The following is a 25,039-nucleotide window of genomic DNA, read 5'->3' on the forward strand; positions in this document are numbered from 1 at the left end:
CCGCAAGACATTGAATTGCCGGGCAGGACGCCGATCGGAGAACGAAGGACTCTCCTGATCCGCACGAACAAGCGCGCTCGCGTCGATTAGCCAGGCGGTAGGTTCGGCTGCTGCTTGTCTCCAAAAATGGGATGCGAAAACGCGAGTCTTTGTCGGGGGTTGCCGGCCGCGGCTCGCGTTTCGATTCAGCTTGGCGCGCCGCACTGAACGGGACCGCCTATCCCGCCATACTCGGCAAATAGGCGGCCAGATTGTCGAGTGTCGCGTTCCACCCGGCCTCATGCCCGTCACGGGCCGCTTTCGAGCTGAAGAAGGCCTGGTGCAACGTCAGCCGCGTCTTGGCGCCTTCTTCCTTGAGGGTGATGTTCACCATCGTTTCCGGGGCCGGCGTGCCGTTCTCGTCGTGCCAGGCATGACTGAAGACGATACGTTCGTGGGGTGCGACTTCGTGATAGCTGCCGCTCAACCAATGGTCTTGACCTTCAGGCGAGCGCATGCAGGTCTTGAACCAGCCGCCCGTACGGATTTCGCCTTCTGAGAAGGGTATCGTGAACCCGGTGGGGCAGCACCAGCGGTTCAGATGCTCCGGCCTGGTCCAGGCTTCGAAAACCAGCGCTCGCGGAGCGTCAAAGAGGCGGGAAATGTAAAGCTCGGCGTCGGACTGCTGTGCTGTGTCAGGCATCATCGGATCTCTCCTTGCTTTGGATTTCCTTGAGGTAGCTGTCGAGCCGGTCGAAGCTTTGCTCCCAGAACCGGCGATAGTGCTCTACCCAGTCGGCAACGTCCCTGAGCGGGCCTGCCTCCAGGCGGCATGGGCGCCATTGGGCATTTCGGCCGCGCGAGATGAGGCCGGCGCGCTCGAGGACCTTCAGGTGCTTTGAAACCGCCGGAAGGCTCATCTCGAAAGGTGCGGCAAGCTCGTTCACCGTCGCTTCACCGGCTGCGAGCCGTGCGATGATTGCGCGGCGGGTGGGATCGGCAAGTGCGGCGAAAACGGGGCTTAAGGCGTCCATCTGCTTCATTTTACTTTTCAGTTAATTAACCTGATGGTTTATTGCAGGAGGCGCCTCATCTGTCAAGCTGCAAGAAGGGGCATCTTGCATTGGCAGGTTTGGTCAGCTATCAGGTGAAGCATGTCAGACGTCGTGTACGCAGAGCCTTTCAATCCCGCCGCTGTTTGCGGTGCGATGGCGCGTGCACTTTTCGGCCTCCTTCTTCTCGGCCTTATCGGCGATCGCCGGGTCCGTTGAAGGAGCGCCCGGCGGTCGTTGCCGGTGACGCTGGTTCGCTCCTTCCCGTCAGAATTGATTTGAAGCCTTGACAGGTGAGCCGTTGCAGGAGACGCAACCGGCGCCGACTGGAGTGACGAATGGACGCCAAGAACGAGATTTTTCAACGTAACGCCCGCAAGGGCATGCCCGACGCCGCACGGAAGTATCAGCCCTATCCGCAGATTGACCTTGCCGATCGCACTTGGCCAGCAAAGCGTATCGAGAAGGCGCCGGTCTGGTGCTCGGTGGACCTGCGGGACGGCAATCAGGCCCTCATCGACCCCATGGGCCATGATCGCAAGGCGCGTATGTTCGCTCTCCTCCTCGAAATGGGTTTCAAAGAGATCGAGATCGGCTTTCCCTCCGCCTCCCAGACCGACTTCGATTTCACGCGCTGGGTGATCGAGCAGGGCAATGTGCCCCACGATGTTTCTCTTCAAGTGCTCGTTCAGTGCCGGCCGGAGCTGATCTCGCGCACCTTCGAATCGCTCGAAGGCGCTCATCGCCCGATCGTCCATTTCTACAATTCCACGAGCGAGCTGCAGCGCCGCGTCGTTTTCGAGAAGGATGTGGCGGGGATCAAGGCGATTGCCACTGATGCTACCAAGATGATCACCGACATGGCGGCCAGTGCGGGTGGTGGCTATCGCTTCCAGTATTCGCCTGAAAGCTTTACAGGCACCGAGCTCGACGTGGCGCTGGAGATCTGCAACGCGGTGATCGAAATCGTCGCGCCCACCCCGGACGAGAAGCTCATTATCAATCTGCCGTCCACGGTGGAGATGGCTACGCCCAATATCTATGCCGACCAGATCGAGTGGATGTGCCGCCAGCTCGACCGGCGCGACAGCCTGATCGTGTCGCTCCATCCTCACAACGATCGCGGCACCGCGATCGCGGCCACCGAGCTCGGCCTCATGGCCGGCGCGGATCGCGTCGAGGGCACTCTGTTCGGCAATGGCGAGCGCACGGGCAATGTCGACATCGTGACGCTGGCGCTCAACATGTACACGCAGGGAGTCGATCCGGAGCTCGACTGCTCGGATATCATCCGCATGAAGGATGTCTACGAGTATTCCAACCAGCTCCGCATTCCCGAGCGGCACCCCTATGTGGGCGAATTGGTCTATACGGCTTTCTCCGGCTCGCACCAGGATGCCATCAACAAGGGAATGAAGGCCTACCGCAAGGCAAATAAGGAACTGTGGGAGGTGCCGTATCTGCCGATCGATCCGGCCGATGTAGGCCGCACCTACGAGGCGATCATCCGCATCAATTCCCAATCCGGCAAGGGCGGCATTGCCTATATTCTCCAGGCCGACTACGGGCTCAACCTGCCGCGCAACCTGCAGATCGAATTTCGCGAGGACATCCAGGCCATCACCGACGCGGAAGGGAAGGAACTGCCCTCCAAGCGCATCTATGACCGCTTCCTCGAACTCTATGTCGAGCAGCCTGGCGCCCGGCTCAAATTCCTCGATCACCAGACCTTCCCGGACACGGAATCGAAGGGGCGCCGCGTGCTCGAGGCTACTATTCTCGACAATGGCAAGGAGATGGTCATCAAGGGCACGGGCACGGGGCCGATCGACGGTTTTGTCAACGCGCTTTCGCGTCATATCGGGATCGACATGACAGTGCTCGATTACTCCGAGCATTCGCTGCAGCGGGGAACGGATGCGGCCGCCGTGTCCTATGTCGAGATGGAGCATTCCAGCGGAAAGCTCTTCGGCGTCGGCATCAACCAGAACATCACAACCGCCTCGCTAGAGGCCGTCGTCTCCGCCGCCAACCGCATTATCGGCTAGAGGAAACTACCACAAAGGGCGAACGCAGGGGGATGGACTAGTCAATTGCGAAAGGGGACGGAAGGCCGTTGGGTGTACCGTTCCCATTCTCCCATCCCCCTTGTTTTCCCTGCCACGCTATCACCCTAATCATTGTGATGATTTTCCTATTGGGCCATGCTAACGGTATGTTAAGCATCAAAGGCTCGGGAGAACCACGATGAGCGAGGCTGGCCAGAACGCAGCGCCCAAAATTCGCCGTCTTGCCGAAGCCGTCCGCGAGGTGAAAGCGGCTGCTGCCGATCGCGAGGATGTTGTGGTCGACATGCGCGAGACGACGCGGGCGCGGCTTGAGCTTCTCGCGCAGGAACTCGCGCCTGTCTTTGCCGAGGTACCCGAGGACGATCCGGCCTTTGACCTCGCCATTTCCTCCGGCCAGCAGCCGCGACTATGGATCGATACCGTCGCCCATGTGGTCATGGGGCCTGATCGGCGCACATACCGCTTTTTGCGCGACACGCGACTTGGGCGTGTCGTCCTTGGTGAATCGACCGAGATTGCGCCCATCGCTAATCTCGTCACCCGCTACATCGCCGAGCGAATGGTGGAGCGGCAACGCTACCTGGAAGGGGAAATCTTTGTGCTTCCCCGGGGGGGAGAAGGGACGGCAGGGGCGGAACCGCCGTCGCCGCGGAAGAAGGGAGCATGGGACGGTTTTCTCGGCGGATTCGTGCTGATGCTGCTTGGAAGCATCGTGGGTGCGGTTGCCCTCATCCTCCTTCTCTGGGAGCGTTTCCCGGAATTACACCAATATTTTCAATAGTTCTGCACAGTGAGGCGAAGGCAGCGGCATAATTTGGCCGCTCTCCTCCGCAAGGCTCCGTCCATTTAAGACACCCATTTTTCGGAGCCATTTTTATGAACAAGTTTTTTCTGGCCTCGGCCATCTTTGCCCTGGTGGCGCTCGTCTGTCTGCTCGCATTCATGTTTGTCGGCTCCTATGTCGACGATCAGGGACAGATGCGCGAGCCGCTTTTCCTTGCGCCAATAGGCATGGTGTCTCTCGCCGCCAGTGGCTTCTGCCTGCTTGTCGGCTTTGCATCCAAAGGGTGAGAAGAGCAGTCGACCGGCTTCGTCTAAGCGGGCGCGCGGTCCGTCGATATGAGCCATTGGCTCGAAAGCTGCACGACCTTCCCGCCGGGCTCGGCCACACCGCGCCTGATCAGCTGCACCTGCCACGTACCCGGCGCACCCATGATTTCGAACAGGTTGTAATGCGCGGCCGGCAATGCCGCGCCATAAGCCTGTCCCGCCGCTGCCACGCCCACCACCGGTACGCTAATGCCATTCTTGCCATCGATCCGGTGCACCGTCGGCAGATGTGTGTGGCCATGCAGCACCAGCTCGGCTCCGTGCTTGCGCACCATGTTTTGAAAGCGGGAGATGCCGAACAATCTCTTATGCTGCCCGGTGGCGCCGCGGATAGGGGGGTGATGGATCAGGATGACGCGGAAGAGGCTGCGGCGTCCGGCCTCCTCGAGCAATTCGCAGACGCGGCGCTCCTGCTTCTCCGTGAAATAGCCGCTGGCGAGGAAGGGCGCCGTCGCACGTGCGGAGGAAATGCCAATAATCGCCAATGGGCCACGCACGCGCAGGAAGGGGAATTGATGACGATTGGTGATCGGTTCCGCCCCGTCGCTGGCCATATAGGCGCCCCAGGCGCAGCACGCCTTATTCAGCGCATGGGGCACATAGGCATCATGGTTGCCTGGAACGACGGAGATATTCTGAGGCGTGCCGAGGCCTTCGAGCCACAGCCGCGCCATCTCGATCTCGCGATCGAGGGCAAGATTCACCAGATCCCCCGTAAGCGCTATATGGTCGGGGGCCGACGCCACGATGTCGTCGCTGATCTGGTCGATGATACCGTTATCGAGGTTGACCCGCCGCCGCCGTTGCCAATTGATGTAGCCGGTGATGCGCTTGGAAACCAGCTCGCGATAGGTAAGCTCGGGAAGGGGGCCCAGATGGATATCGGAAAAATGCGCCAACCGAAACATGATGCGTCTCTAAAACACCCCGCCGCGGCTTACCAGCCCTAAGAGCGCTCGATGCCATCAGCCAATTCTACCGAAACGCGCAGCGCCGAGCAGATACGCCTTCGGGTTAAACTCTTCCACCTCTGGCATTTGTTCCGGCGGCCGCTGACGCTCGGTGTGCGTGGCGTGGTTTTCGATGGGGAACAGCGTGCGGTCTTCCTTGTGAGACACACCTATGTAAATGGCTGGCACCTTCCTGGCGGCGGGGTCGAGCCAGGCGAGACCATGTTTTCCGCGCTTGCCCGCGAGCTGAGCGAGGAAGGCAATATCCGGCTTACCGCTGCGCCCGAGCTGAAATCCGTTCACTTCAATCGCCGGGCAAGCCGGCGCGACCACGTTGCGATCTACCTGATCACCCGGTTCGAACAGACGGAGCCCCGCAAGTCTGACCTTGAAATCGCAGAAGCGCGTTTTTTCCCTCTTGATGCACTCCCGTCAGGCACGACGGAGGGTACGCGCCGCCGCCTTGCCGAGATTTTCGAGGGGGTAGCCCCGTCCGAGGACTGGTAACTCACGTCTCACAGCCGAGCGCGCGAGCCTCAGGCCGCCTTCCTGAAACGATCCCTATCATGCGGCGCCGAATAGTCGAGTTCGGGGCCGAGAGGGACGATCCCTGTCGGATTGATGGTCCGGTGGCTCCCGTAATAATGGGCTTTGATATGCTGCATGTTCACCGTCTCGGCTACGCCCGGCCACTGGTAAAGTTCGCGCAGGTAGTTCGAGAGGTTAGGATAATCGGCAATGCGGCGCAGATTGCATTTGAAGTGTCCGACATAGACGGGGTCGAACCGCACAAGCGTCGTGAACAGCCGCCAATCGGCTTCTGTCAGGCGCTCGCCGACGAGATAGCGATGCCTTGAGAGCCGCCCTTCCATTTCATCGAGGGTCTCGAAGAGCTGCTTAAAAGCCTCCTCATAAGCTTCTTGCGTGGTGGCGAAGCCCGCCCGGTAGACACCGTTGTTGATATTTGCGTAGACGAGCTCGTTCACCGCATCGATTTCGCCGCGCAACGCCTTGGGATAGAAGTCGAGCGACGGGTCGCCCCAGTCGTCGAACGCGTTATTCAGCATGCGTATGATTTCGGCGGACTCATTGCTGACGATCGTCTCCGTCTTCCGGTCCCACAGCACCGGGACGGTGACCCGGCCGGAATAGTGCGGGTCGGCTTTGGTATAGATCTGATGGAGGTAGTCCAATCCGTAGAGGTCGTCGCCCGTGGCGCCGTCCTCCTTCCTGAACGTCCAGCCATTTTCTCCCATGAAGTGGTGCACGACAGAGAAGGAGATCACGTCTTCCAGCTTCTTCAGCTTGCGGAAGATCAATGTCCGGTGCGCCCAGGGACAAGCATACGAAACATAAAGGTGGTAACGTCCCGGTTCGGCTTTGAAGGCCCGCTCACGCCCTTCCGCAGGCTTTCCGTCCCTGGTTACCCAGTCCCGAAACTGCGACTTCGACCGTTCGAACCGGCCTCCGGTCTTGGAGGTGTCGTACCATTGATCATGCCATACGCCGTCGACAAGAAGTCCCATTGGCTTTCTCCTTACACTCACCGCATTTAGGAAGCAGGTTCGATCTTCCCAACCCTTTCGGAGTAGACGCATCGTCAATAAAACCGGTTCCTGCACGAGGAAGGCCATCAATCCTGTGGACGGCACCCTGATTTGATGCTAGCGGAACGACGCTTTGGGAGAAGAAGTATGATCCGGTTCCAGGTGGAGCGACGACGAAAGGACTGAGCGCCTCGATGGGGCGCGGTAACCGTGGCGCGTGCCGCCGCACGTCTCCTTCAAGCCTACTGGAACTTTGCAATGTCCCTTGCCGACATCGTTTTCCTGCCGGAGGACCCGGCGCATGACCACGAGATAGAAGACATCAACGCCGAGGCTTTCGGGCCCGGTCGGTTCGCCAAGGCAGCCTACAAGATTCGTGAGGGAGGGCCGCACGAGCGCAGCCTTTCCTTTGTCGCCCTCGATCAGGACAAGGTGGTCGCCTCGGTGAGGCTTTCGCGCATCGTGGCAGGTGAGGGCAGGGGCCTCCTGCTTGGCCCGCTCGCCGTTCGCCCGGCCTACAAGAACCAGGGCATCGGCAAGAAACTCGTGCACATTGCCCTGGAGGCCGCCCGCGATATTGGGGCAGGCGTTGTGGTTTTGGTGGGCGATGAGCCCTATTACGGAGCGCTCGGTTTCAAGCGCGTTCCCAATGGGCAACTTGCGATGCCCCGTCCGGTCGATCCCAACCGCCTGCTTGCAGCAGAGCTCAAAGAAGGGGCGCTTGCCGAACTTCAGGGGATGGTGATGCACGAAGCGCTGGCGGGACAGAGGGCCAAGCCGCCGCTGGCGGGGGCTGCCTAACGCATCTTCCGAAAACCGGAGCCGGTTTTCGGAAAACTTGATGCGTGGATGTACGCGTCCGTTATCGCGCTTGGCGCGTGCAATGCCAGGAAAGCCGCTAATGCGCCTCGAAGAGCAGGAGGCGAATATCTTCTTCCGGCTTGAACTTTGCGCGCTTGAGCCCGAGCGTTGTGGGCCCGGTCTCGCTGAGGCCGGCCATGCATGAGGATAGCACCGCGTTGGCGTCTTCCTTGTTCACCGTCAAGCGGAACTCGCCAATCGGTCCTTTCCAATTGGCGCCGGTTGTCAGGATGTAGCTCATTTCCAGCGCGGTTATCCCGTCGGAACCAGCCTGTTCCAGCAGTTTGCTGACGCCTTTCAGGGTATTGTCGTTAAAGCAATACCCTTTCATGGAGTTCAGGTCGTCCACGTTCATAACGACCGACTTGCCAATGATTGGTTTGTACCGATGCTCCACCATGATGGTCTTGCCGGCGGGAAAGGTTTGCTCCCAATAGAAACTCGTCTTGAGCTTCCAGGTCGGGCCATATTGGACGGGCTGATCGCCGGCGTCTTCCGCCACGACATAAAGAAGACCATTGTCGACCAACTGTTTCCGAATCTGCTCCGGCAATGAACGCACTTGCTCGTCCCAACGATCGAGCTTCGCGTTGACCGGCACGCCGGCCTCCTTCAATGCCTCCGTCACATTCTTTCCGTCATCCTGCACCGCCTGCTGCTCCATGCGGGGCACGATCTGCTCGCCATCCACAATCACCTGAAAGCCAACGAAATTCTCTTGATCGGGCTCGGGAAGCTCCACGAGAAAATATTCGGCCTGGTCGATTTCCGGTAACGGGAAGGCCACGGTGGTCGTGATGTCATTTTGGCTTTCATTGCGGAAAGCATATCGCACTCGGACCTCGCTCGGCGAAAGGTAGAGGTCTTCACTCTCCATGGCGATATCGTGGGAAGTGGTAAGCTCTAATCCGCCTGCGCCCAAAACAGCGCTGGAATCATTTGCATAGGTGATGTTTTGTGTTGCGGTTAGAAAGAAAATAGACGGTAAAAGTGTAATCGTTAAATTGCGAATAATGGTCATTGCTCAATACCACATAGAATATCCTCATCGAAGATGACATGGGTATTCGCCAAAATCATGGCAAGACAACCGGTGCACCATGAAGTGATGCGCGCTGGCGTCGGGTAGCAGCGGAGAGCTTTAGCCGGGTAACTTGAGTGCGTGGATCAGGGCGATGAGCCTCACCGCCCTTCGCGGTACCACATGGAGCCGAGCGCCAGCAGCAGGAGCGCCAGACCGAGGAATCCGGCAAAGAGAGGTACGCGCCTTACGGATTTCAGTACACTATCATTGGTGGTTCTCAAGCCGACCCAATCTCGGCCCGATGCTACGCTGGCATTGGCGCGCACCGGCACGATGTTCGGCAGGTTCGCCCCAGTCACGCCTGCGGTGACCCGGCGTACGCTGCCGCCGCTTTCTTCCGCCACGGAGCGCAGCACCTCCTCGGTGGAAACGGTGTCCGCGAATTCTGGTGCGTTGATCGGCCCCACATGCGCAAGCGCGGTGAGATCCCCGTTTCGCACCTGATAAAGGCCTATTTCGTTTGTTTCCAAGGTGGCGCGGAAAAGTCCCGGTTCAGAAGCCACCAGGGGCAGTTCGCGGGTTGCTCCTGAGGGGGTGGTCACGACCGCTGTGCCCGCTTCGTCTGCCATGGTCTGACGGGTTATGTCCAAGATCATACCCTGGCCATCTGCGGTTAGCCGCTCCTCCTCCAGTTCCGGCTCCTTCATCAGCCAGTGGGCGATGCGCCGATAAAGCGAAACATAGGGTCCGCCCCCCTGATAGCCGCGTGCCCACAACCAGCCCTGGTCGGAAAGGAACATGCCGACCCGTCCTTCGCCCTGGCGGGCAAGAAGCAGCAGAGGACGTCCGTCCGGGCCCTGCATGACCGCCTCGCCATCCGGGCGATCGACGCCGATGATGCGGAACCAGCGGCTCCAATGGGGCGGCTCCGTATTCGAGCCGTCCAGCGCCCTTGTTACGGGGTGGCGCTTTCCAAGATCGCTCACGCGCGGATAGAAACCCTGCTCCAGCACCTGGCCATTGGGCAGCGCGGGAAGCGCCGAGATCAGCGGCGTGCGCGCGATCGACTGCTCGCCGGCGAATTCGGGGCCGGCCGCGATCAGCAGGGCTCCGCCGTTCTGCACATATTCTGCGATGTAATCGTAGTAGAGGATCGGCAGAACATCGCGATGCTGATAGCGGTCGAAGATGATCAGGTCGAAATCGTTGATCTTCTCGACGAACAGCTCGCGCGTCGGAAAGGCAATGAGCGAGAGTTCGTTGATCGGTGTTCCGTCCTGCTTTTCCGGCGGGCGCAAAATGGTGAAATGCACGAGGTCGACGGAAGCATCCGACTTCAGGAGGTTGCGCCACGTGCGCTCGCCCGAATGCGGCTCGCCCGAAACGAGCAGAACACGCAGGTTCTCACGGATCCCGTCCACCTGAGCGACCGCGCGGTTGTTGCTGTCGGTGATCTCGCCTTCCTCGACCGGGGTCCGGAGCTCAACGATGTTTCGCCCTCCGGTGGGCAAAGTGATCTCGAACGGCATTTCCTGTCCGATGACGGCCTGATCGACTGAGACAAGCTCGCCGTTCACATAGATTTCTACCTCCGCGGAGCCTGTCTCGCCTGCCCTGTCGAGCACGCGATAGGTCATCTCCATCGGCTGGCCAACGATGCCGAAGCGCGGTGCGCGCTCGAAGCGGATACGCCGGTCACGCTCCCCTTCCTCGCCTGTAATAAGCGCATGCAGCGGCCCGGAAATGCCGGATGCATTGCTCGGCACGTCATGCACCTGACCGTCGGTGATCATGATCGAGCCCGCAACGCGCGAGGGCGGCACGTCGCGCAAAGCATTCGACAGCGCGTCGAAGAGGCGGGTCTGGGTGCGTTCGTCGGCGGCATCTCCCCGGCCTGCTTCCACCATTCGCACCTCGAACTGGTTGAAGGCCTGGAGGCGCTGCTGCAGTGCCTCTGCCGCTTCGCGTGTGGTATCGGCGCGGTTGCCTATGTCCTGGCTTTGGCTTTCGTCCACGACAACGGCGACCACGCTCTTGAGCGGATCCCGTTCCTCGTCAAGAAGCACTGGATTGGCTAGCGCCAGGGCCAGCGCCGCAAGCGCCGCAAGTCGCAGCAGCGCGCCCCGTCGCCCCAGCACCAGGCTGAGCACGATCAAAAGGGCCAAGGGTAGAAGCCCCGCCGCTAGCAAGGTCCAGGAGAAAAGGGGCTCGAAACTCACCGACCAGTTCACGCCGCACCCCTATCGGCTAGGCCGGACTGCCGGTGGCAGGCGCTGCGGCGGCTGGCTATCTCCGTAAGCATGGCCATCACTGCCCCAGCCGCTCGAGCAGAACAGGGACATGCACCTGGTCGGATTTGTAGTTGCCCGTCAGCATATACATCATGATGTTGACGCCGGCCCTCAATGCCAGCATGCGCTGCATGGGATCGGCGGGTACGGTCGGCAGCAGCGGCTCGCCGTTCTCATCCACCGCCCAGGCTCCGGCAAGGTCGTTTCCGGTGATCATGATGGGCGTCACGCCGTCGCCCGTCCTTACCGGCCTGTCGGCACGGCTTTCGGCATTGGTCGATGCTTCGACCCAGAGCGCGCTACCGCGGTAACGGCCGGGGAAGTCCGGCAGGATGTAGAATGCCTTCGTCAACACATGGTCATCCGGAACGGGCTCGAGCGGCGGCACGTTCAAGCCGGAGAGGATATCACGCAGCCTCTGCGTCTCCGGCGTCACTGTGCCCGACGCACCGAACCCTCCCGCATACTGATCCCTCGTGTCGAAGAGCACGGTGCCGCCCTGCTGCATATAAGCGTCGATGCGGGCAATCGCCTCCTCGGAGGGCATGGGGGCACCGGCATCCATTGGCCAGTAGATCAGGGGGTAGAAGGAAAGTTCGTCTTTCGAGATGTCGACCGGGGCCGGTTCTCCGGGCTCGAGGGCCGTTTTCTCCGCGAGGAATCGAGAGAGGCCAACGACGCCAGCGCGGGTTACCGCATCTATGGAGGAAACGCCGGTCACCACATAGGCGATCCGCGTCGCCGAAATCGCCTCGATCGCCTGCTGGTCCGTCGGTTGCGGCTCATCCGTTTGCGCCACGGCCCGATCAGGCGCCATAAGCCCGACCAGGACGGCCGCAGCGAGGATCGTGGCCGCCTTCTCTGGCGTCCGTCTCTGACCGGGGCGCCGCTGCAGGAGTCCGCCCAGCCAAAGGACCGCGAGCGTATCGAGCGCAAGCAGAGCCAGGGCGGCTGCCATGAGCGGCCCCTTCAAGGGCCGCGAACTGTCGAATGCGTAGCTCGTCTCCGTCATCGCCACGGGGGCGGCTGGCCGTGCAAGTGCGGCGAGTGACGTTCCGGGCTTCAGAAGATTGTGTGCCACCACGCCCTCCTCGGACCCGTAGAAACCGGGGGGATGGGAGAGGGTGACGGGAGTCTCCTGGCCCGGATTGATCGGCTCGGCCTCGGGGCTTGGCGGGACCAACGTGCCGCTGGCGGAAATCATGCGATAGGGAGCCAACTGCCCGCCCGGCCCATCCGCATTGGCGGTAATGGTGCCCTGATTGCGCGAAAGCTGCACGATCCGCCGCAGCATTTCGACGAAGGTGCCGGAGATGGGCAGGTTCGACCAGGTCGCCTCGGGCGTCACATGGAAAAGGATCACCCGGCCATCGCCTCGCGGCGCGCTGGTAACGAGCGGAGTGCCGTCTGCGAGATTGGCCCAGGTTCGCTCCACGATGTCGGCGGATGGCTCGGCGAGCACCTGCCGGCTAACGGTCACATCCTGTGGCGGGGCAAGATCGGCGAAGGGACCGCCCGCCGGGAACTCGGTAACCGGCTGCGGTTCGGACCACGAAAGCGTTCCGCCCAATGAGCGCTCGCCGGTACGCAGTCTCACCGGCAGAAGTTCCTCGTCATATTCGGCCGCGGCAAGCCGTGGGCCGGCGAAGCGGATCAGCGTGCCGCCCCCGTTCATCCATTCGATGAGACGTTCGTGCACGGATTCAGGCAGCGTACCGACATCGGCCATGATGATCGCGGCCGGATGCTGCTCGAGGAGTTGGGGTATGGCCTCAATCAGATCTGGGCTGGATGGCTCGATCAAGTCCGCATAGGGCGAAAGCGCGCGCCGGATATAGTAGAGCGGCGAGAGCAACGGTTGAGCTTGATCCGCCTCGTTCTGCGACAGCAGCCCAACGCGACGGCGGCGCGAATTCTCGTCAAGAAGCCTGAGCGCGCCCGCATGATTTTCGCCATCGATCGCGATGCTAGCGAAATCGTTGCGCAATTCGAAGGGCACGCGAATCTCACCGGTGGCCAGCGTCTCTCCCGGCCCAAAGCCTATGGTCGTCTCTGCGATCCGGCGCCCCTGTTCGTCCGAAGCGTAAGCCGTCACTTGCCGCGGCCCCGCATCTTCCTCCGGGCGCACTGCCGTCACGGTGAAACGCTCCGGCTCGTTGGCGCTGTCGGTGAGGGCAACGGTGGAAAGTGCGCCCGGGCTGATCCAGAGCACATCCGAAAGTTCTGCGTTGAAGAGATTTTGAAACGCGGTCTCGTCGCCCTCGGCCGCAAGGCCGTCGGTGAGGAGCGCGAGCGTTGCGCCGGGCATTTCCTGAAGCGCCTGGGCCACGCGGTTGTAGACCGCTGGTCGATCCGTCGGAACCGGGCGGGGAACGGCCGCATTCAGCCGGTCCAGCGCGGCTTCGGCATCGAACGGTCCGATGTCCTGTGCGGGGCTCTCGGCCGTCAGCGCCAGGACAACGGGTGTGCCATCCGCTCGTGCGTCAGTGATCAAACGGCTAGCCGTCGCAACGCGCCGGTCCCAATCGGGCGCGGCGGCCCAGCTGTTGTCTAGCACGACGGCCAGACCGCGTCCGCCGACGGCGATGCGTTCGCGCGGATTGAAGACAGGATCGGCCAGCGCCAGAATGACGAGGGCTGCAAGCAGCAGCCGCAGGAGCGTCAGCCACCATGGGCTTTTATGCGGGGTTTCCTCGCGTCGCGCGATGCGGGCCAGGATGCGTAACGGCGGAAACGTCTCCTGCTGCGGCCGGGGTGGTGTCAAGCGCAGCAGCCACCAGATCACCGGAAGGGCGACCAGACCCCAAAGAACCATTGGTGCGCCGAAGGAGAGCGGCAGAAAATTCATCGGCCGCCATCCATCTCTACTGTCATGGCCGTGTGAACGCGGATCAGTGCTTCGGAGGCGAGCCGGTCGGTATGGTTGACCGTGTAGCTCCAGCCAAGCTTCTTGCACCAGCTCATCAGGGCGTCGCGCCGGGCAAGATAGAGCCGGCGATAGTCCTCTCCAAGCGTCTCTGCACGGCCGAAGGTGAGCTTCTCACCGGTCTCCGGATCGCGAAATTCCGTGCGCCCGGCATAGGGGAAGCTCTCTTCCGCGGGATCCGCCACCTCGATCAGATGCGCCCGCGCCCCCACCCGTGCCAGGGGATCAAGCCAGCGCATCGTCTCTTCCGGCGGATCGAGAAAGTCGCTGGCGATGACAACGTCCGAGAAGCGGCGAACCTGCGTCAGGTTCGGCCGTGCCGAAGCCGGCTCCGCGTGCATGACATATTGAGCCAGACGCTCAGCCCCGTTGCGCGCGGCGAAGGGGTCGGTCAGTCCCGGCCATGCGATGCGTTCGCCGCTGCGCGACAAAAGTTCTGCAAGAGCCAGGATGAGGACGAGCGCGCGGGATTCCTTCGAAACCTCCGCGAGGGTCGAGCGGTAAAGCATGGATGGCGATCGGTCGGCCCAGAGCCATACGGTATGCGCCGCTTCCCATTCCCGATCCCGGATATAAATATGCTCGTCGCGGGCAGAGCGACGCCAGTCGATCCGGGCCACCGCCTCTCCGTCGACATAGGGACGGAACTGCCAGAAATTTTCGCCGATGCCGCGCCGGCGCCGACCATGCCAGCCCGCTATCACATTACCGACGATACGGCGCGCCTGGACGAGAAGGTCGGGCACGAGTGAAGCCCGCGTCCGCGCGCGCACGAGCGCATCTCGCGTCGTGACGGGGGCGGTGACTTCGCCAATTCGCGCCATTCAACTTCTCATTCTCGTCAATCGAGCACCTTCAACAGCCGGCCGATGACATCGCGCACGCTCGTCCCCTCGGCGCGTGCGGCGAAAGTAAGCGCCATCCTATGTTGCAGCACCGGCTCGGCCAGGGCACGCACATCATCGATCGAAGGGGCCAGCCGGCCTTCGTAGAGGGCACGGGCGCGGGCGCAGAGCGTAAGCGCCTGACTGGCGCGCGGGCCAGGGCCCCAGCTCACATGCCGGTCTGTTTCGGGATGGCCCATACCGGGCCGGGCCGAACGCACCAGAGCCAGGATGGCTTCCACCACGCTCTCCGGCACGGGCATCCGGCGGATCAGCATCTGGATTTCCTTGAGCCGTTCCGGCGTCAATACGTTCGAGGGCCGCGCCTCGCCCACGCCGGTCGTCTCAAGCAGAATGCGCCTTTCAGCGTCGAGTTCCGGGTAGAGGATGTCGATCTGCATCAGGAAACGGTCGAGCTGGGCTTCAGGAAGCGGATAAGTGCCTTCCTGCTCCAGCGGGTTCTGGGTCGCGAGCACATGGAAAGGCGAGGGGAGGTCGTAGCGCTGGCCGGCCACCGTGACATGGTATTCCTGCATCGACTGGAGGAGCGCCGACTGCGTACGCGGACTGGCGCGGTTGATCTCGTCGGCCATCAGGAGCTGCGCGAAAATGGGGCCGGGGAGGAAGCGGAAGGAGCGACGGCCCTTGTCGTCCTGCTCCATGACTTCCGAGCCGAGGATGTCGGATGGCATAAGGTCGGGCGTGAACTGGATGCGCCGGGCATCGAGCCCGAGCACCACGCCCAGCGTCTCCACCAGCTTCGTCTTCGCAAGCCCCGGGACACCGACCAGAAGCGCATGGCCGCCCGCCAGGAGCGCCACGAGCACCCGCTCCACGACGGCTTCCTGTCCGAAGATCACCTTGCCGACCCCCTCGCGCACGCGAGCGATATCCGTCAGCGCGGCTTCCGCCTGGGCCACCATCTGCTCGTCGCTCGTCGTCTTGGGGCCGGTCGCATGGTCTCTGGCGATGATGCTCATTCGGCTTTGTCCTCGCGCTTTGCCGGCAATCGCTGCAATTATAGGGCAAATGGAATCGCAGCACGCCACCTCGGAACGAACTTAGATAAGTTCCTATGGCTGACAAGCCGGATAACAGTGACTATTTCGTGACGAAGGCTGGAGAGCATGGTGAAGGATATGGCCAAGGGTAGGTTGGCAGAGCCCGCTGATGCGGCGGCACTCTCGGCCCTGATTTCCAGGGCGGCGCGGGCCGGGAAGGGGGCTCCCCCGGTCGAGCGCTGGAACCCACCCTTCTGCGGAGATCTCGATATGGAGATCAAGGCGGACGGCAGCTGGTACTATCTCGGCACACCGATCGGCCGCATGCCGCTCGTTCAGCTCTTCTCCTCCGTGCTGCGCAAGGACGAGGATGGCAAGACCTATCTCGTCACCCCATTGGAGAAAGTGGGCATTCGTGTAGAGGATGCGCCCTTCATCGCGGTCGAACTCGCCGTAACGGGGCAGGGCGCGTCCCAGGCGCTCGCTTTCCGCACGAATGTCGGCGATGTCGTCGAAGCCGGACCGGAGCATCCTATTCGCTTTGTCGAGGAGGTGGGGACCGGCGGCGTCAAACCCTATGTGCACGTACGCGGACGGCTGGAAGCTCTCGCCTCTCGGCCGGTGATGTATGAACTCGTGGCGCTGGGGGAAGAGCTGGAGATCGAAGGCGGGCGAATGTTTGCGGTCCGATCGAAGGGAGCAATCTTCCCCATCATGCCTATGGAAAAACTGGAGGCCTCGAGCGCATGAGCACGCAGGATATCACGCGGTTGTCGGCGCAGGACTTCCGAAGGCGTGCCATGGCCCAGGATCCCGTAATGGCCAGGGATTCCTATGGCGATCACCGGCTCAACCCCGACCTGAAGCGGCTTTTCCTGCGGGATGGATTGCATGACGCAGCTGTTCTTGTCCCGGTGGTGGATCGGGCGGAAGGCGCCACGGTCATCCTGACGGAACGCTCCAGCGGGCTTCGCCAGCATTCCGGCCAGATCGCCTTTCCGGGTGGCCGGATCGACCCGACCGACAACTCGCCGGAGGATGCAGCGCTCCGCGAAACGGAGGAGGAGATCGGGCTCGACCGCTCATTTGTGGAGGTGGTCGGCCGCATGCCGGATTACGTGACGGGCAGCGGCTATCGGATACAGCCGATCCTCTCCGTCGTGCGGCCGGGTTTCTCGCTGATCCTGAACCCCCACGAAGTGGAAGCCGCTTTCGAGGTGCCCCTTTCCTTTCTTATGGATCCTGCCAATCATCGGCGGGAGAGCCGTATATGGAACGAGAAGGAACGCTTCTATTATACAATGCCTTACGAGGAGCGGTTCATATGGGGAATCACCGCCGGCATTCTCCGCATGCTTTATGAAAGGCTCTATGCCCGATGACCACGATCGCCGGCGCGCCCTGGCTTGAAAAGCAAGGCCTCCAATCCCTGCTCGAAGTCCTGAACGAGGGTGGGGAGGAAGCCCGGATTGCGGGCGGCGCCGTACGCAACACCCTTCTGGGCGAGGCGGTTACGGATGTCGATATCGCCACCACCACCGTTCCTGAAGAGACCATTCGCCGGGCAAAGCGGGCTGGCTTCAAGGTCGTACCCACGGGTTATGAGCATGGCACCGTTACCGTCATCGCCAACGGGAAACCCTATGAGGTTACCACCCTGCGTGCCGATGTCGAAACCTTCGGCAGGCGCGCGCGCGTCGTCTTCGGACGTGATTGGAAGGCGGATGCCGAACGTCGCGATTTCACGATCAATGCGCTCTATGCCGAGGCTGACGGCGGCGTGGTGGATTTCGTGAACGGCTTGGCTGACCTTGAAACGCGTCGGCTCCGCTTCATCGGCGAGCCGGAGCAGCGTATCCGGGAGGATTATCTTCGGATCCTCCGCTTTTTCCGCTTCTTCGCCTGGTACGGCTCGGGGCGGCCGGATGCGGAAGGATTGAAGGCATGCGCGCGACTGAAGGATCAGCTCTCCAGCCTTTCTGCCGAGCGGATCTGGATGGAGCTGAAAAAGCTGTTGAGCGCTCCTGACCCTTCTCGGGCGCTCCTCTGGATGCGGCAGACGGGCGTGCTTACTCAAGTGCTCCCGGAAACGGAGAAATGGGGTATCGATGCGATCCACTCCCTTGTTGAGACGGAACGCGCATTCAGCTGGCCGGTAGAGCCTATCCTGCGGCTGGCTTCCATTGTGCCGCCGGATCCGCAGCGGATGGAGAAACTCGCAACACGGCTGCGCTTTTCCAAGGCTGAATCAGCCGCGCTGATTTCCTGGGCGGAGTCGCCACAGCCCGACCCGTCGCTTAGCGAGGGGGAGTTCCGGAAACTGCTTTATGGGAGCGAGCCGAGGGCGATCGACTGGCGTTTGCGGCTGGGGCTCGCTTCCGCTCGTGCCCGTGCAAGGGAGAGCGACAAAGCCCTTGTCGAGGCTGCTGGCTATCAGCGTTTGCTCGATATCACGGCGCGTTGGGAAAGGCCGGTGTTTCCCGTCCGGGGAAAAGATCTGCTCGATCGCGGCTACAAGCCCGGCGAGGAGGTCGGCGCGAAGCTTTCCAAGCTTGAAAGGAACTGGGTCGACTCAGGGTTTTCGCTCTCGCGCGAAGACTTGCTCGACAATGCATAAGGGCGCCCTCGGGCGCCCTTCTTTCTGCGACCGGCCAGCTAGGCCGCGTCCTGTTGCTGGACAATCCGCGATCGGATGGCTTCGATCATGCTTTCGCGGATGATCGTCTCTCCGTGGACCTCACGCATGTGTTCAACGGCCCGGCGCATCACTTCCGCCTCCTCTTCGTGACGCGTATGCCATTCGCAACCGGGTACCAGCGATCCGCAATGAAACTCCTTCATCATTCAATTCCTCCGTCTATCGGATGCCCGAATCATACACGATATCTGGGTGGAGGTCGGCCCGAGACAAGGTCACGATTTGTAATTTCCCGCTGTCTCGGCGATCTCTTTCCGGAGCCAAGCCTTGATCTTCACCTTTTTGGCTTCCGGCCGGTTCTTCGAAGTGACCAGGAAATAGCCGAACCTTGTTCTGGCAAGTTCCTTGAATGGCCGTACCAAGAGTCCGGCCGCGAGAGCATCATGGGCAAGCGTTTGCCAGGCGAGCATCACTCCCTGACCCGCGATCGCTGCGTCGAGCGCCAGCGAAGCGTCGGTGAAGCTGTTTCCTTCCCACATGTCTTGCTCAGTCAGGCCGAAGGGATCCAGCCATATGTCCCAGCTGATCGTTGAATTCGCGTCACGCACCACCGGGACATCAAGAATGTCCCGCGGTTCGCGAAGCCGTTCCAAAAGGGCCGGTGCGCAGACGGGAAAGACCTCCTGAGCCAGGACGAATTCTGCATTGACGCCAGGCCATCCGCCTTCGCCGACACGGATTGCAAGGTCGACATCGGACGCGTCGAGATTGACGAGTGAAACAGACGCATCGAGCCGCAACCGCAGCTCTGGGTGGAGGGCCGAAAAGCGAGAAAGTCTCGGCACCAGCCATTTCGAAGCAAAAACAGGCGCCACCGAGATGGTGAGAACGGTATCGGCCCCGCCGCGTGATAGCGCCACCGCCTCGTCCAGCTTTCCGAAGCCCTCGTTGAGAAGGCCCGCCATCCGCATTCCGAATGGCGTGGGCCGCAACCCTCGTCCAGTGCGCTCAAACAGCAATCTTCCAAGCTGTTCTTCGCAGCGGATGAGGTGCTGGCTGACCGCTCCAACGGTCACGCCGAGCTCGGCAGCTGCGGCCGAGAGCGAGCCGAGCCGCAGCACCGCTTCTACAGCGCGCAGGGCATTGAGATGAACCTGGTTCAAATTTCTCATGCAGTTTTTCTATAGCATGGCTCACGCAATCTGCATTGCGATCGGGCCGTTTAGGCGAGATTATAAGGATAAGGAACTTGGAGGACCAGGAGATGATGAAGCTTTTCTTGAGCGCTGCCGCATATCTCCCCCGGTCCCGGAGGGAATTCCTCGCCGCTTCGGCTCATCTCGACGAGCAGGAACATTGGCGACGTGATCCGCTCTCCCATCCCGCGATAGCGGCAATGAGCCAGCGGGACTTGGCGGACTTACCGCTCCGGCCAACCAATCTCGGCAGTTGCTGAGGAGGCCGGAGCTATAGGTCCGCGATGGACGGGGCTTCGCCTAGATCGAGATATCATCATAGGGAAAATCGACCTATTCCGCAGCGAGACGGCCATCCAGGAACCCGCCGGACTGGCGCTTCCACAGTTGGGCATAGAGTCCGTTGCGGCGAATGAGGTCTTCGTGCGTGCCTTCCTCGACGATACGCCCGCGATCCAGCACGATCACGCGGTCGAGTGCGGCGACGGTCGAAAGGCGGTGCGCGATCGCGATCACCGTCTTTCCCTCCATCAGGCCCTCAAGATTTTCTTGGATTGCCGCTTCGATTTCCGAATCCAGCGAGGACGTCGCTTCGTCCAGGATGAGGATCGGCGCATTCTTCAGCATCATGCGTGCGATCGCCACGCGCTGGCGTTGGCCGCCCGAGAGCTTGACGCCCCGCTCGCCTACATGGGCATCATAACCGGTGCGTCCGGCAGGATCGCGGACGCCGAGGATGAAATCATGCGCGCGGGCGCGCTTCGCCGCCGCTATGATTTCCGCGTCGCTTGCTCCGGGCCGGCCATATGCGATGTTGTCGCGGATGGAGCGATGCATCAGGATGGGTTCCTGGCTCACAACACCGAACTGGCCGCGCAGCGAGGCTTGCGTCACATCCCTGATGTCCTGGCCGTCGAGAAGGATACGGCCGCTCTCCACGTCGAAGAGACGCAGCATCAGATTGATGATGGTCGTCTTGCCGGCCCCCGAAGGCCCGACCAGCGCAACGCGTTCGCCCGGCCGGATATGAAGGTTCAATCCTTCAATGATCCCGCCTTCGCGGCCATAATGGAAAGAGACATTCTCGGAGCGGAGATCGCCTTTGGCAGGCGGTATAACGCGCGCATCGGGCGCGTCTCGAATTGCAGGTGGACGGGAGATCGTACCGGTCGCATCCTGCACGGTGGCGTAGGACCGAATGAGCCCGTTGATGTTGAACATAACATAGCCGGACATCTGGTTCAGCCTGAACATGAGGCCCATTACGGTGGCAATCTCGCCGGTGCTGGCGCTCCCGTTCATCCAGCTTGCGACGGAGAGTGCGCCGACTGCCGTGATCATGATGCCGTTGATGATGGTTATTGCCGCACGCACCCGCGTGATCGCACGGCCGAGCGCCCAAATGGCGTTGAGCAGGTTCGCCATGCTCTCGCGAACATAGCCGTGTTCACGCCGGCCGCTGTCGAACAGCTTGACAGCCATGATGTTTGTGAAAGCGTCGACCATACGGCCGTTCATCGCCGAGCGCTCGTCGGCCGTGCGCCGCCCCGCCCGCCGCAATGGCGGCAGGAGCAGGCGAGCGAGCGTGAGATAGGAGGCGAACCAGACCAGGAGCACCACGCCCATCAAGGGATCGAGGGTGGCCAGGATGGTGCCGGCCAGCACGAAGAATGTGAGGAAGCTCCACATGGTCTGGAGCGAGGAGGTTATGAAATCGCCGGTGGCTTCCGCGCCCTGGAGGATCTTCGTCGCGATCCGGCCCGCGAAGTCGTTCTGGTAGAATTCGTAGGGCTGCTCCATAACCCGCCGGAAGGCCTGCCAGCGTACACGCTGATAGAAGGCTGGCGAGATCACCTGCTGTTCCATCACGGTATTTGCGATCATTACCAGCGAGCGCACGACGAGCACAAAGAAGGCAAGCGCTGCCAATTGTACCCAGTGCTCCGAAAGCAAATCTGCCGGCGAGGTGCGGTCGAGCAGATCCACCAGCCACCCGAGCGCCCAGTAAAGTCCGGCGTCGACCGTGGCCGACAGTGCTCCCGCGATCAGGAGCAGAATGAAAGGCAGTTTGGCCTGTTTCGCGAAGAATAGGATGAAATCCCGGGCGTTTTCCGGCAGCACCTCCCGGTCGGTATCGCCGAAGGGGTCTATCGCCCCTTCGGCATGTCGCCAGAGCCGGTCTCCGAGATCCTTCCTGAGGTCTTCTTCTGCGCTCACTCGGCTGCCTCCGCGGGATCCAGCTCGAGAAAGCCGCCGGATTGCCGATGCCAAAGCTGTGCATAGAGCCCGCCTCTGGCTATCAGATCGTCATGCGTGCCCTGTTCGATGATGCGGCCGGCGTCCATCACCACCAGCCGATCCATGGCGGCGATTGTGGAAAGTCTGTGAGCGATGGCAATCACGGTTTTCCCTTCCATCAGGCGGTACAGGTTTTCCTGGATCGCTGCCTCCACCTCGGAATCGAGCGCCGAGGTCGCTTCGTCCAGGATCAGGATGGGCGCATCTTTCAGCATAACGCGGGCGATCGCGATGCGCTGCCTCTGGCCCCCGGAAAGCTTGACGCCGCGCTCGCCCACATGGGCGTCGAAGCCTGTACGCCCCTTGATATCGCGCAGGCTGGGGATGAAATCCAGTGCGGCAGCGTTTTCCGCGGCCGCCCTCACCATTTCGTCATCGGCGTCCGGCCGGCCATAGAGGATGTTGTCGCGCACCGAGCGATGCAGCAGAGAGGTGTCCTGCGTCACCATCCCGATCTGCGCGCGAAGCGAATCCTGGGTGACCCGCGAGATGTCCGCCCCGTCGATCAGTATGCGACCTCCTTCGAGATCATAGAAGCGGAGCAGCAGGTTGACGAGCGTGGATTTGCCCGCTCCCGAACGGCCGACGAGACCCACTTTCTCCCCTGGCCGGATCGTCAACGAGAGGTCCTCGATCACGCCGCCTTTCTTGCCATAGTGGAAGCGGATGTTTTCGAAGGCGATCTCGCCCCTGGTGACCTTCAACTCCGTTGCATCGGGCCGATCTTCCACGACGCGCGGTTTCGATATGGAGCCGATGCCGTCCTGCACGGTGCCGATATTCTCGAAGAGCATCGTCATCTCCCACATGATCCACTGGGACATGCCCCAGAGCCGCATCACCAGCGCAATCACCACGGCCACCGCGCCGACGCTGACGATCTCGTTCAGCCACAGCCAAAGCGACAATGCCCCAACGACGAACAGGCAGAGCGAGTTCAGCATATAGAGCAGGCCGTAAAGGCTCGTGATCAGGCGCATCTGCCGGAAGACCGTATCCAGGAAGCCGGTCATCGCCGACCGCGCAAAGCTCGCCTCCCGGCGCGCATGGGAAAAGAGCTTCACCGTCTGGATGTTCGTGTAGCTGTCGACAATGCGCCCCGTCATGAGCGAGCGTGCGTCGGCCTGCTCCTGGGCCACGCTTCCCAAACGCGGGATGAAGTAGCGCAGAAGCAGGATATAGCAGACGATCCAGGCGAGGAGCGGCGCGGCAAGGCGAATATCCGCCGAAGCCGCTATTACCAGCATACCGGTGAAATAGACCGCGACATAGTTGAACACGTCGATCAGCTTGATCACGCATTCGCGCACGGCGAGTGCCGTCTGCATCATCTTGGTAGCGATGCGGCCCGCAAACTCATCCTGATAAAAGGTCATCGACTGGTTCAGGAGATAGCGATGCACCTGCCAGCGGATGCGCATGGGGTAATTGCCCATCAGCGTCTGGTGCAGCATCAGAGAGTGCAGCCAGACGACGACGGGCAGGAAGACGAGCACGATGGCGGCCATGCCGGCCAGTTTCCAGCCCTCGGTCTGAAGGAAGGTTTCCCGATCGTGCTGCGACAGCCAATCGACGATATTGCCTAGGAAGGAGAACATCCCGACTTCGACGATCGCGATCGTTGCTGAAAGCACTGCCGAAATCGCGATAAACGGCCACAGCCCTCGCGTATAATGAAGGCAGAAGCCGACAAGGGTCCTCGGCGGCTCCTGCGGTTCTTCGGCGGGAAAGGGCTCTAGCCTTTTTTCAAACCAATGGAACATTGCTTATCCTCGAAAATTAACGGTGCCCTTTGCGCGGCGTGGTCGTGGCGCTGGGCTTGTTGATCTTCATCCGCGCGGAGGCGGCCTCTTCGACAACTGTCTTCCCGCGTTCTTTGCCAAGTAGGGCCTTCGCACCGGCATGGCCCACCTGCGGCTTTCCGCCAAGCGCTGCGGCAAAAGCTCCTGACAACGCCTTGGCGGGAACGTTGCCTGTCGCGAAGGGCGGGAGCGCGGTATCGACCGGAGCGGTAAGTTTTTCGAGCGCCTTGCGCTCTTTGGGCGAATTGCTGGACATGAACGAATCCTTGAAAGCTTCCGGAAGGGGTTCCGGCGGATCCGCTCGTGCGTCTAGAAAACTGGAAGAAGCTTCGGAACGAAAACCGCCGTCAGGCCGCGCGCCCGATCCAGGGCCGCGGGCAGAGAAGGGAGACCACAATCCGGATTTCCATGTCTGCCTCTGACGGTTTACGTTAAGCTGGCCGGCCTTATATCCATTAATGCCGCGTCTGGCCAGAGACTTTGCGAAGACGATCCTGTATCTGTCTTCTCCTGTGTCTTCAGCGCGACAGCAAGGGACGATATGGCGCAGCAGGGCTTTCGTATAGCACTCTTTCAGCCGGACATTCCCGGCAACACAGGCGCAATCCTGCGCCTTTCCGCCTGCCTTGGCGTGGCCGTCGATCTCATAGAGCCTGCGGGCTTTGATCTGTCCAACCGGGCGCTGAAGCGGGCCGGCATGGACTATCTCGAGCTTGCCGCTCTCGAGCGTCATTCCTCCTGGGAGGAGTTCGATGCGTGGCGGCGTCAGAATGGGCGCCGGCTGATCCTGTTTACGACGGCCGGCACAGTGCCCTATCACGCGTTTTCGTTCCGCGACGGAGACATTCTCATGTTCGGCAGGGAATCGGCAGGCGTTCCTGAAAACGTGCATAATGCCGCCGATTACCGTTTGCTCATTCCCATGAAAGAGGGCGCGCGGAGCCTGAACGTCGCGATGGCGGCGGCGATGGCATGCGGCGAGGCCGTACGGCAGGTGCGGTAAGGCGGCGTTATGCCCGAGGGAAGATGCGGCTCTTTTCATAGCAGAGCCGCTAGTCCCTCAAGTTAAGTTGAGGTCAAGATGCGATGACGCTAATCCGCACTTGGCAGGCGGCGCATGGTGAACTCGATCATGTCGCCCGGCCGCTCGGCCCAGCTTTCGATCTCGGTCCAGTAGGCTTGCTTGGGCCAGCGCTCCAGCCATTCGCGTGCTTTTGCGCGGGCCTCCTGGCGCGGAAGCGAGAAGGTTTCACGGACGAAGCCGTCCCGAGGAAGGCGCTTGCCCTGACGCTCGGCGCGCTTCTTGTCGAGACTTCTCTTTATGCCCTCGAGGGGCGGCTTGGCGGGCACTCGCACGAAAGAACTCCTTGACCCGGCACATAAGGAGATTAGGGATCGCTGCGGGAAATTG

24 protein-coding genes are annotated in these 25,039 nt (G+C 61.4%); 9 read left to right on the forward strand and 15 right to left on the reverse strand.

The genetic code is table 11. The features are described 5' to 3' along the window. Nucleotides 1–217: 217 nt before the first annotated feature. Nucleotides 218–685, reverse strand: a complete 468-nt coding sequence (locus CHEJ32_RS0103405; RefSeq protein ID WP_051469408.1) for an SRPBCC domain-containing protein — start codon at nucleotides 683–685, stop codon at nucleotides 218–220. Continuing rightward, the gene (locus CHEJ32_RS0103410; RefSeq protein WP_028032595.1) at nucleotides 675–1,013 is read right to left on the reverse strand and encodes a helix-turn-helix transcriptional regulator; all 339 of its coding nucleotides are present in this window, start codon (nucleotides 1,011–1,013) and stop codon (nucleotides 675–677) included. Before CHEJ32_RS0103410 ends, CHEJ32_RS0103405 begins: the two co-directional genes overlap by 11 nt. Before the next feature lie 401 nt (nucleotides 1,014–1,414). On the opposite strand from CHEJ32_RS0103410, the gene leuA reads away from it, so the two are divergent. From leuA to CHEJ32_RS0103430, 3 genes are all read left to right on the forward strand, one after another. Next, complete coding sequence (gene leuA, locus CHEJ32_RS0103420) at nucleotides 1,415–3,079, forward strand: 2-isopropylmalate synthase (RefSeq protein WP_028032596.1); 1,665 nt, start codon at nucleotides 1,415–1,417, stop codon at nucleotides 3,077–3,079. 199 nt (nucleotides 3,080–3,278) lie between these two features. Further along, nucleotides 3,279–3,881 carry a hypothetical protein gene (locus tag CHEJ32_RS0103425; protein WP_028032597.1) on the forward strand — a complete coding sequence of 201 codons (603 nt, stop codon included), beginning with the start codon at nucleotides 3,279–3,281 and terminating at the stop codon, nucleotides 3,879–3,881. A 95-nt stretch (nucleotides 3,882–3,976) separates the two neighbouring features. Then, nucleotides 3,977–4,171 carry a DUF3955 domain-containing protein gene (locus CHEJ32_RS0103430; RefSeq protein WP_028032598.1) on the forward strand — a complete coding sequence of 65 codons (195 nt, stop codon included), beginning with the start codon at nucleotides 3,977–3,979 and terminating at the stop codon, nucleotides 4,169–4,171. A gap of 23 nt (nucleotides 4,172–4,194) precedes the next feature. On the opposite strand, the gene CHEJ32_RS0103435 is transcribed toward CHEJ32_RS0103430, so the two are convergent. Continuing rightward, entirely contained in the window at nucleotides 4,195–5,118 is a 924-nt protein-coding gene (locus CHEJ32_RS0103435) for a metallophosphoesterase (protein ID WP_028032599.1), read from the reverse strand. A 51-nt stretch (nucleotides 5,119–5,169) separates the two neighbouring features. On the opposite strand from CHEJ32_RS0103435, the gene CHEJ32_RS0103440 reads away from it, so the two are divergent. Then, complete coding sequence (locus CHEJ32_RS0103440) at nucleotides 5,170–5,667, forward strand: NUDIX domain-containing protein (RefSeq protein ID WP_028032600.1); 498 nt, start codon at nucleotides 5,170–5,172, stop codon at nucleotides 5,665–5,667. A 29-nt stretch (nucleotides 5,668–5,696) separates the two neighbouring features. Here the strand turns inward: CHEJ32_RS0103440 and CHEJ32_RS0103445 are convergent, their stop codons facing one another. After that, a complete protein-coding gene (locus tag CHEJ32_RS0103445) occupies nucleotides 5,697–6,686 on the reverse strand; it encodes a glutathione S-transferase family protein (RefSeq protein WP_028032601.1) in 990 nt (329 codons plus the stop codon). Between the two features lie 279 nt (nucleotides 6,687–6,965). Here CHEJ32_RS0103445 and CHEJ32_RS0103450 point away from each other — a divergent pair, with 279 nt between their 5' ends. Continuing rightward, a complete protein-coding gene (locus CHEJ32_RS0103450; RefSeq protein WP_028032602.1) occupies nucleotides 6,966–7,508 on the forward strand; it encodes a GNAT family N-acetyltransferase in 543 nt (180 codons plus the stop codon). A gap of 97 nt (nucleotides 7,509–7,605) precedes the next feature. Here the strand turns inward: CHEJ32_RS0103450 and CHEJ32_RS23805 are convergent, their stop codons facing one another. The 5 genes from CHEJ32_RS23805 to CHEJ32_RS0103475 all read right to left on the reverse strand — a co-directional run bounded on the left by CHEJ32_RS23805 (nucleotide 7,606) and on the right by CHEJ32_RS0103475 (nucleotide 15,673). Then, complete coding sequence (locus CHEJ32_RS23805; RefSeq protein ID WP_084032662.1) at nucleotides 7,606–8,589, reverse strand: DUF4424 family protein; 984 nt, start codon at nucleotides 8,587–8,589, stop codon at nucleotides 7,606–7,608. A 161-nt stretch (nucleotides 8,590–8,750) separates the two neighbouring features. Next, nucleotides 8,751–10,823 (reverse strand): membrane protein, encoded by a 2,073-nt coding sequence (locus CHEJ32_RS0103460; protein ID WP_028032603.1) that lies wholly within the window; start codon nucleotides 10,821–10,823, stop codon nucleotides 8,751–8,753. A gap of 76 nt (nucleotides 10,824–10,899) precedes the next feature. Then, nucleotides 10,900–13,731 carry a DUF4159 domain-containing protein gene (locus CHEJ32_RS0103465; protein WP_028032604.1) on the reverse strand — a complete coding sequence of 944 codons (2,832 nt, stop codon included), beginning with the start codon at nucleotides 13,729–13,731 and terminating at the stop codon, nucleotides 10,900–10,902. Further along, entirely contained in the window at nucleotides 13,728–14,633 is a 906-nt protein-coding gene (locus CHEJ32_RS0103470; RefSeq protein ID WP_028032605.1) for a DUF58 domain-containing protein, read from the reverse strand. The genes CHEJ32_RS0103465 and CHEJ32_RS0103470 overlap by 4 nt, the downstream gene beginning before the upstream one ends. Nucleotides 14,634–14,650: 17 nt before the next feature. Further along, a complete protein-coding gene (locus CHEJ32_RS0103475; RefSeq protein WP_028032606.1) occupies nucleotides 14,651–15,673 on the reverse strand; it encodes a MoxR family ATPase in 1,023 nt (340 codons plus the stop codon). Nucleotides 15,674–15,832: 159 nt separating this feature from the next. Between CHEJ32_RS0103475 and CHEJ32_RS0103480 the strand changes: the two genes are divergently transcribed. Genes CHEJ32_RS0103480 through CHEJ32_RS0103490 form a run of 3 tightly spaced genes read left to right on the forward strand, consistent with a single transcriptional unit; the run spans nucleotide 15,833 to nucleotide 18,311 of the window. Next, nucleotides 15,833–16,444 (forward strand): DUF1285 domain-containing protein, encoded by a 612-nt coding sequence (locus tag CHEJ32_RS0103480; protein ID WP_028032607.1) that lies wholly within the window; start codon nucleotides 15,833–15,835, stop codon nucleotides 16,442–16,444. After that, nucleotides 16,441–17,076, forward strand: coding sequence for a CoA pyrophosphatase (locus tag CHEJ32_RS0103485; protein ID WP_028032608.1), 636 nt, complete (start codon nucleotides 16,441–16,443; stop codon nucleotides 17,074–17,076). The genes CHEJ32_RS0103480 and CHEJ32_RS0103485 overlap by 4 nt, the downstream gene beginning before the upstream one ends. After that, nucleotides 17,073–18,311 (forward strand): CCA tRNA nucleotidyltransferase, encoded by a 1,239-nt coding sequence (locus CHEJ32_RS0103490; protein ID WP_028032609.1) that lies wholly within the window; start codon nucleotides 17,073–17,075, stop codon nucleotides 18,309–18,311. Before CHEJ32_RS0103485 ends, CHEJ32_RS0103490 begins: the two co-directional genes overlap by 4 nt. Nucleotides 18,312–18,349: 38 nt before the next feature. Here the strand turns inward: CHEJ32_RS0103490 and CHEJ32_RS0103495 are convergent, their stop codons facing one another. The 5 genes from CHEJ32_RS0103495 to CHEJ32_RS0103520 form a co-directional block, all read right to left on the reverse strand. Continuing rightward, complete coding sequence (locus CHEJ32_RS0103495; RefSeq protein ID WP_011581509.1) at nucleotides 18,350–18,535, reverse strand: DUF1059 domain-containing protein; 186 nt, start codon at nucleotides 18,533–18,535, stop codon at nucleotides 18,350–18,352. Nucleotides 18,536–18,607: 72 nt separating this feature from the next. Next, nucleotides 18,608–19,504 (reverse strand): LysR substrate-binding domain-containing protein, encoded by an 897-nt coding sequence (locus CHEJ32_RS0103500; protein ID WP_028032610.1) that lies wholly within the window; start codon nucleotides 19,502–19,504, stop codon nucleotides 18,608–18,610. 357 nt (nucleotides 19,505–19,861) lie between these two features. Next, nucleotides 19,862–21,745: an ABC transporter ATP-binding protein gene (locus CHEJ32_RS0103510; protein ID WP_028032611.1), complete on the reverse strand. Its 1,884-nt coding sequence runs from the start codon at nucleotides 21,743–21,745 to the stop codon at nucleotides 19,862–19,864. Next, nucleotides 21,742–23,589, reverse strand: a complete 1,848-nt coding sequence (locus tag CHEJ32_RS0103515) for an ABC transporter ATP-binding protein (protein ID WP_028032612.1) — start codon at nucleotides 23,587–23,589, stop codon at nucleotides 21,742–21,744. Before CHEJ32_RS0103515 ends, CHEJ32_RS0103510 begins: the two co-directional genes overlap by 4 nt. 16 nt (nucleotides 23,590–23,605) lie before the next feature. Further along, nucleotides 23,606–23,884: a hypothetical protein gene (locus CHEJ32_RS0103520; RefSeq protein ID WP_156936590.1), complete on the reverse strand. Its 279-nt coding sequence runs from the start codon at nucleotides 23,882–23,884 to the stop codon at nucleotides 23,606–23,608. A gap of 285 nt (nucleotides 23,885–24,169) precedes the next feature. On the opposite strand from CHEJ32_RS0103520, the gene CHEJ32_RS0103525 reads away from it, so the two are divergent. Beyond that, the gene (locus CHEJ32_RS0103525) at nucleotides 24,170–24,631 is read left to right on the forward strand and encodes a tRNA (cytidine(34)-2'-O)-methyltransferase (protein WP_028032614.1); all 462 of its coding nucleotides are present in this window, start codon (nucleotides 24,170–24,172) and stop codon (nucleotides 24,629–24,631) included. An 89-nt stretch (nucleotides 24,632–24,720) separates the two neighbouring features. On the opposite strand, the gene CHEJ32_RS0103530 is transcribed toward CHEJ32_RS0103525, so the two are convergent. Further along, on the reverse strand, nucleotides 24,721–24,984 hold the full coding sequence (locus CHEJ32_RS0103530) for a hypothetical protein (RefSeq protein WP_028032615.1): 264 nt from the start codon (nucleotides 24,982–24,984) through the stop codon (nucleotides 24,721–24,723). Nucleotides 24,985–25,039: the final 55 nt, after the last annotated feature.

Source organism: Chelativorans sp. J32, assembly GCF_000518985.1.
Lineage (GTDB): Bacteria > Pseudomonadota > Alphaproteobacteria > Rhizobiales > Rhizobiaceae > Chelativorans.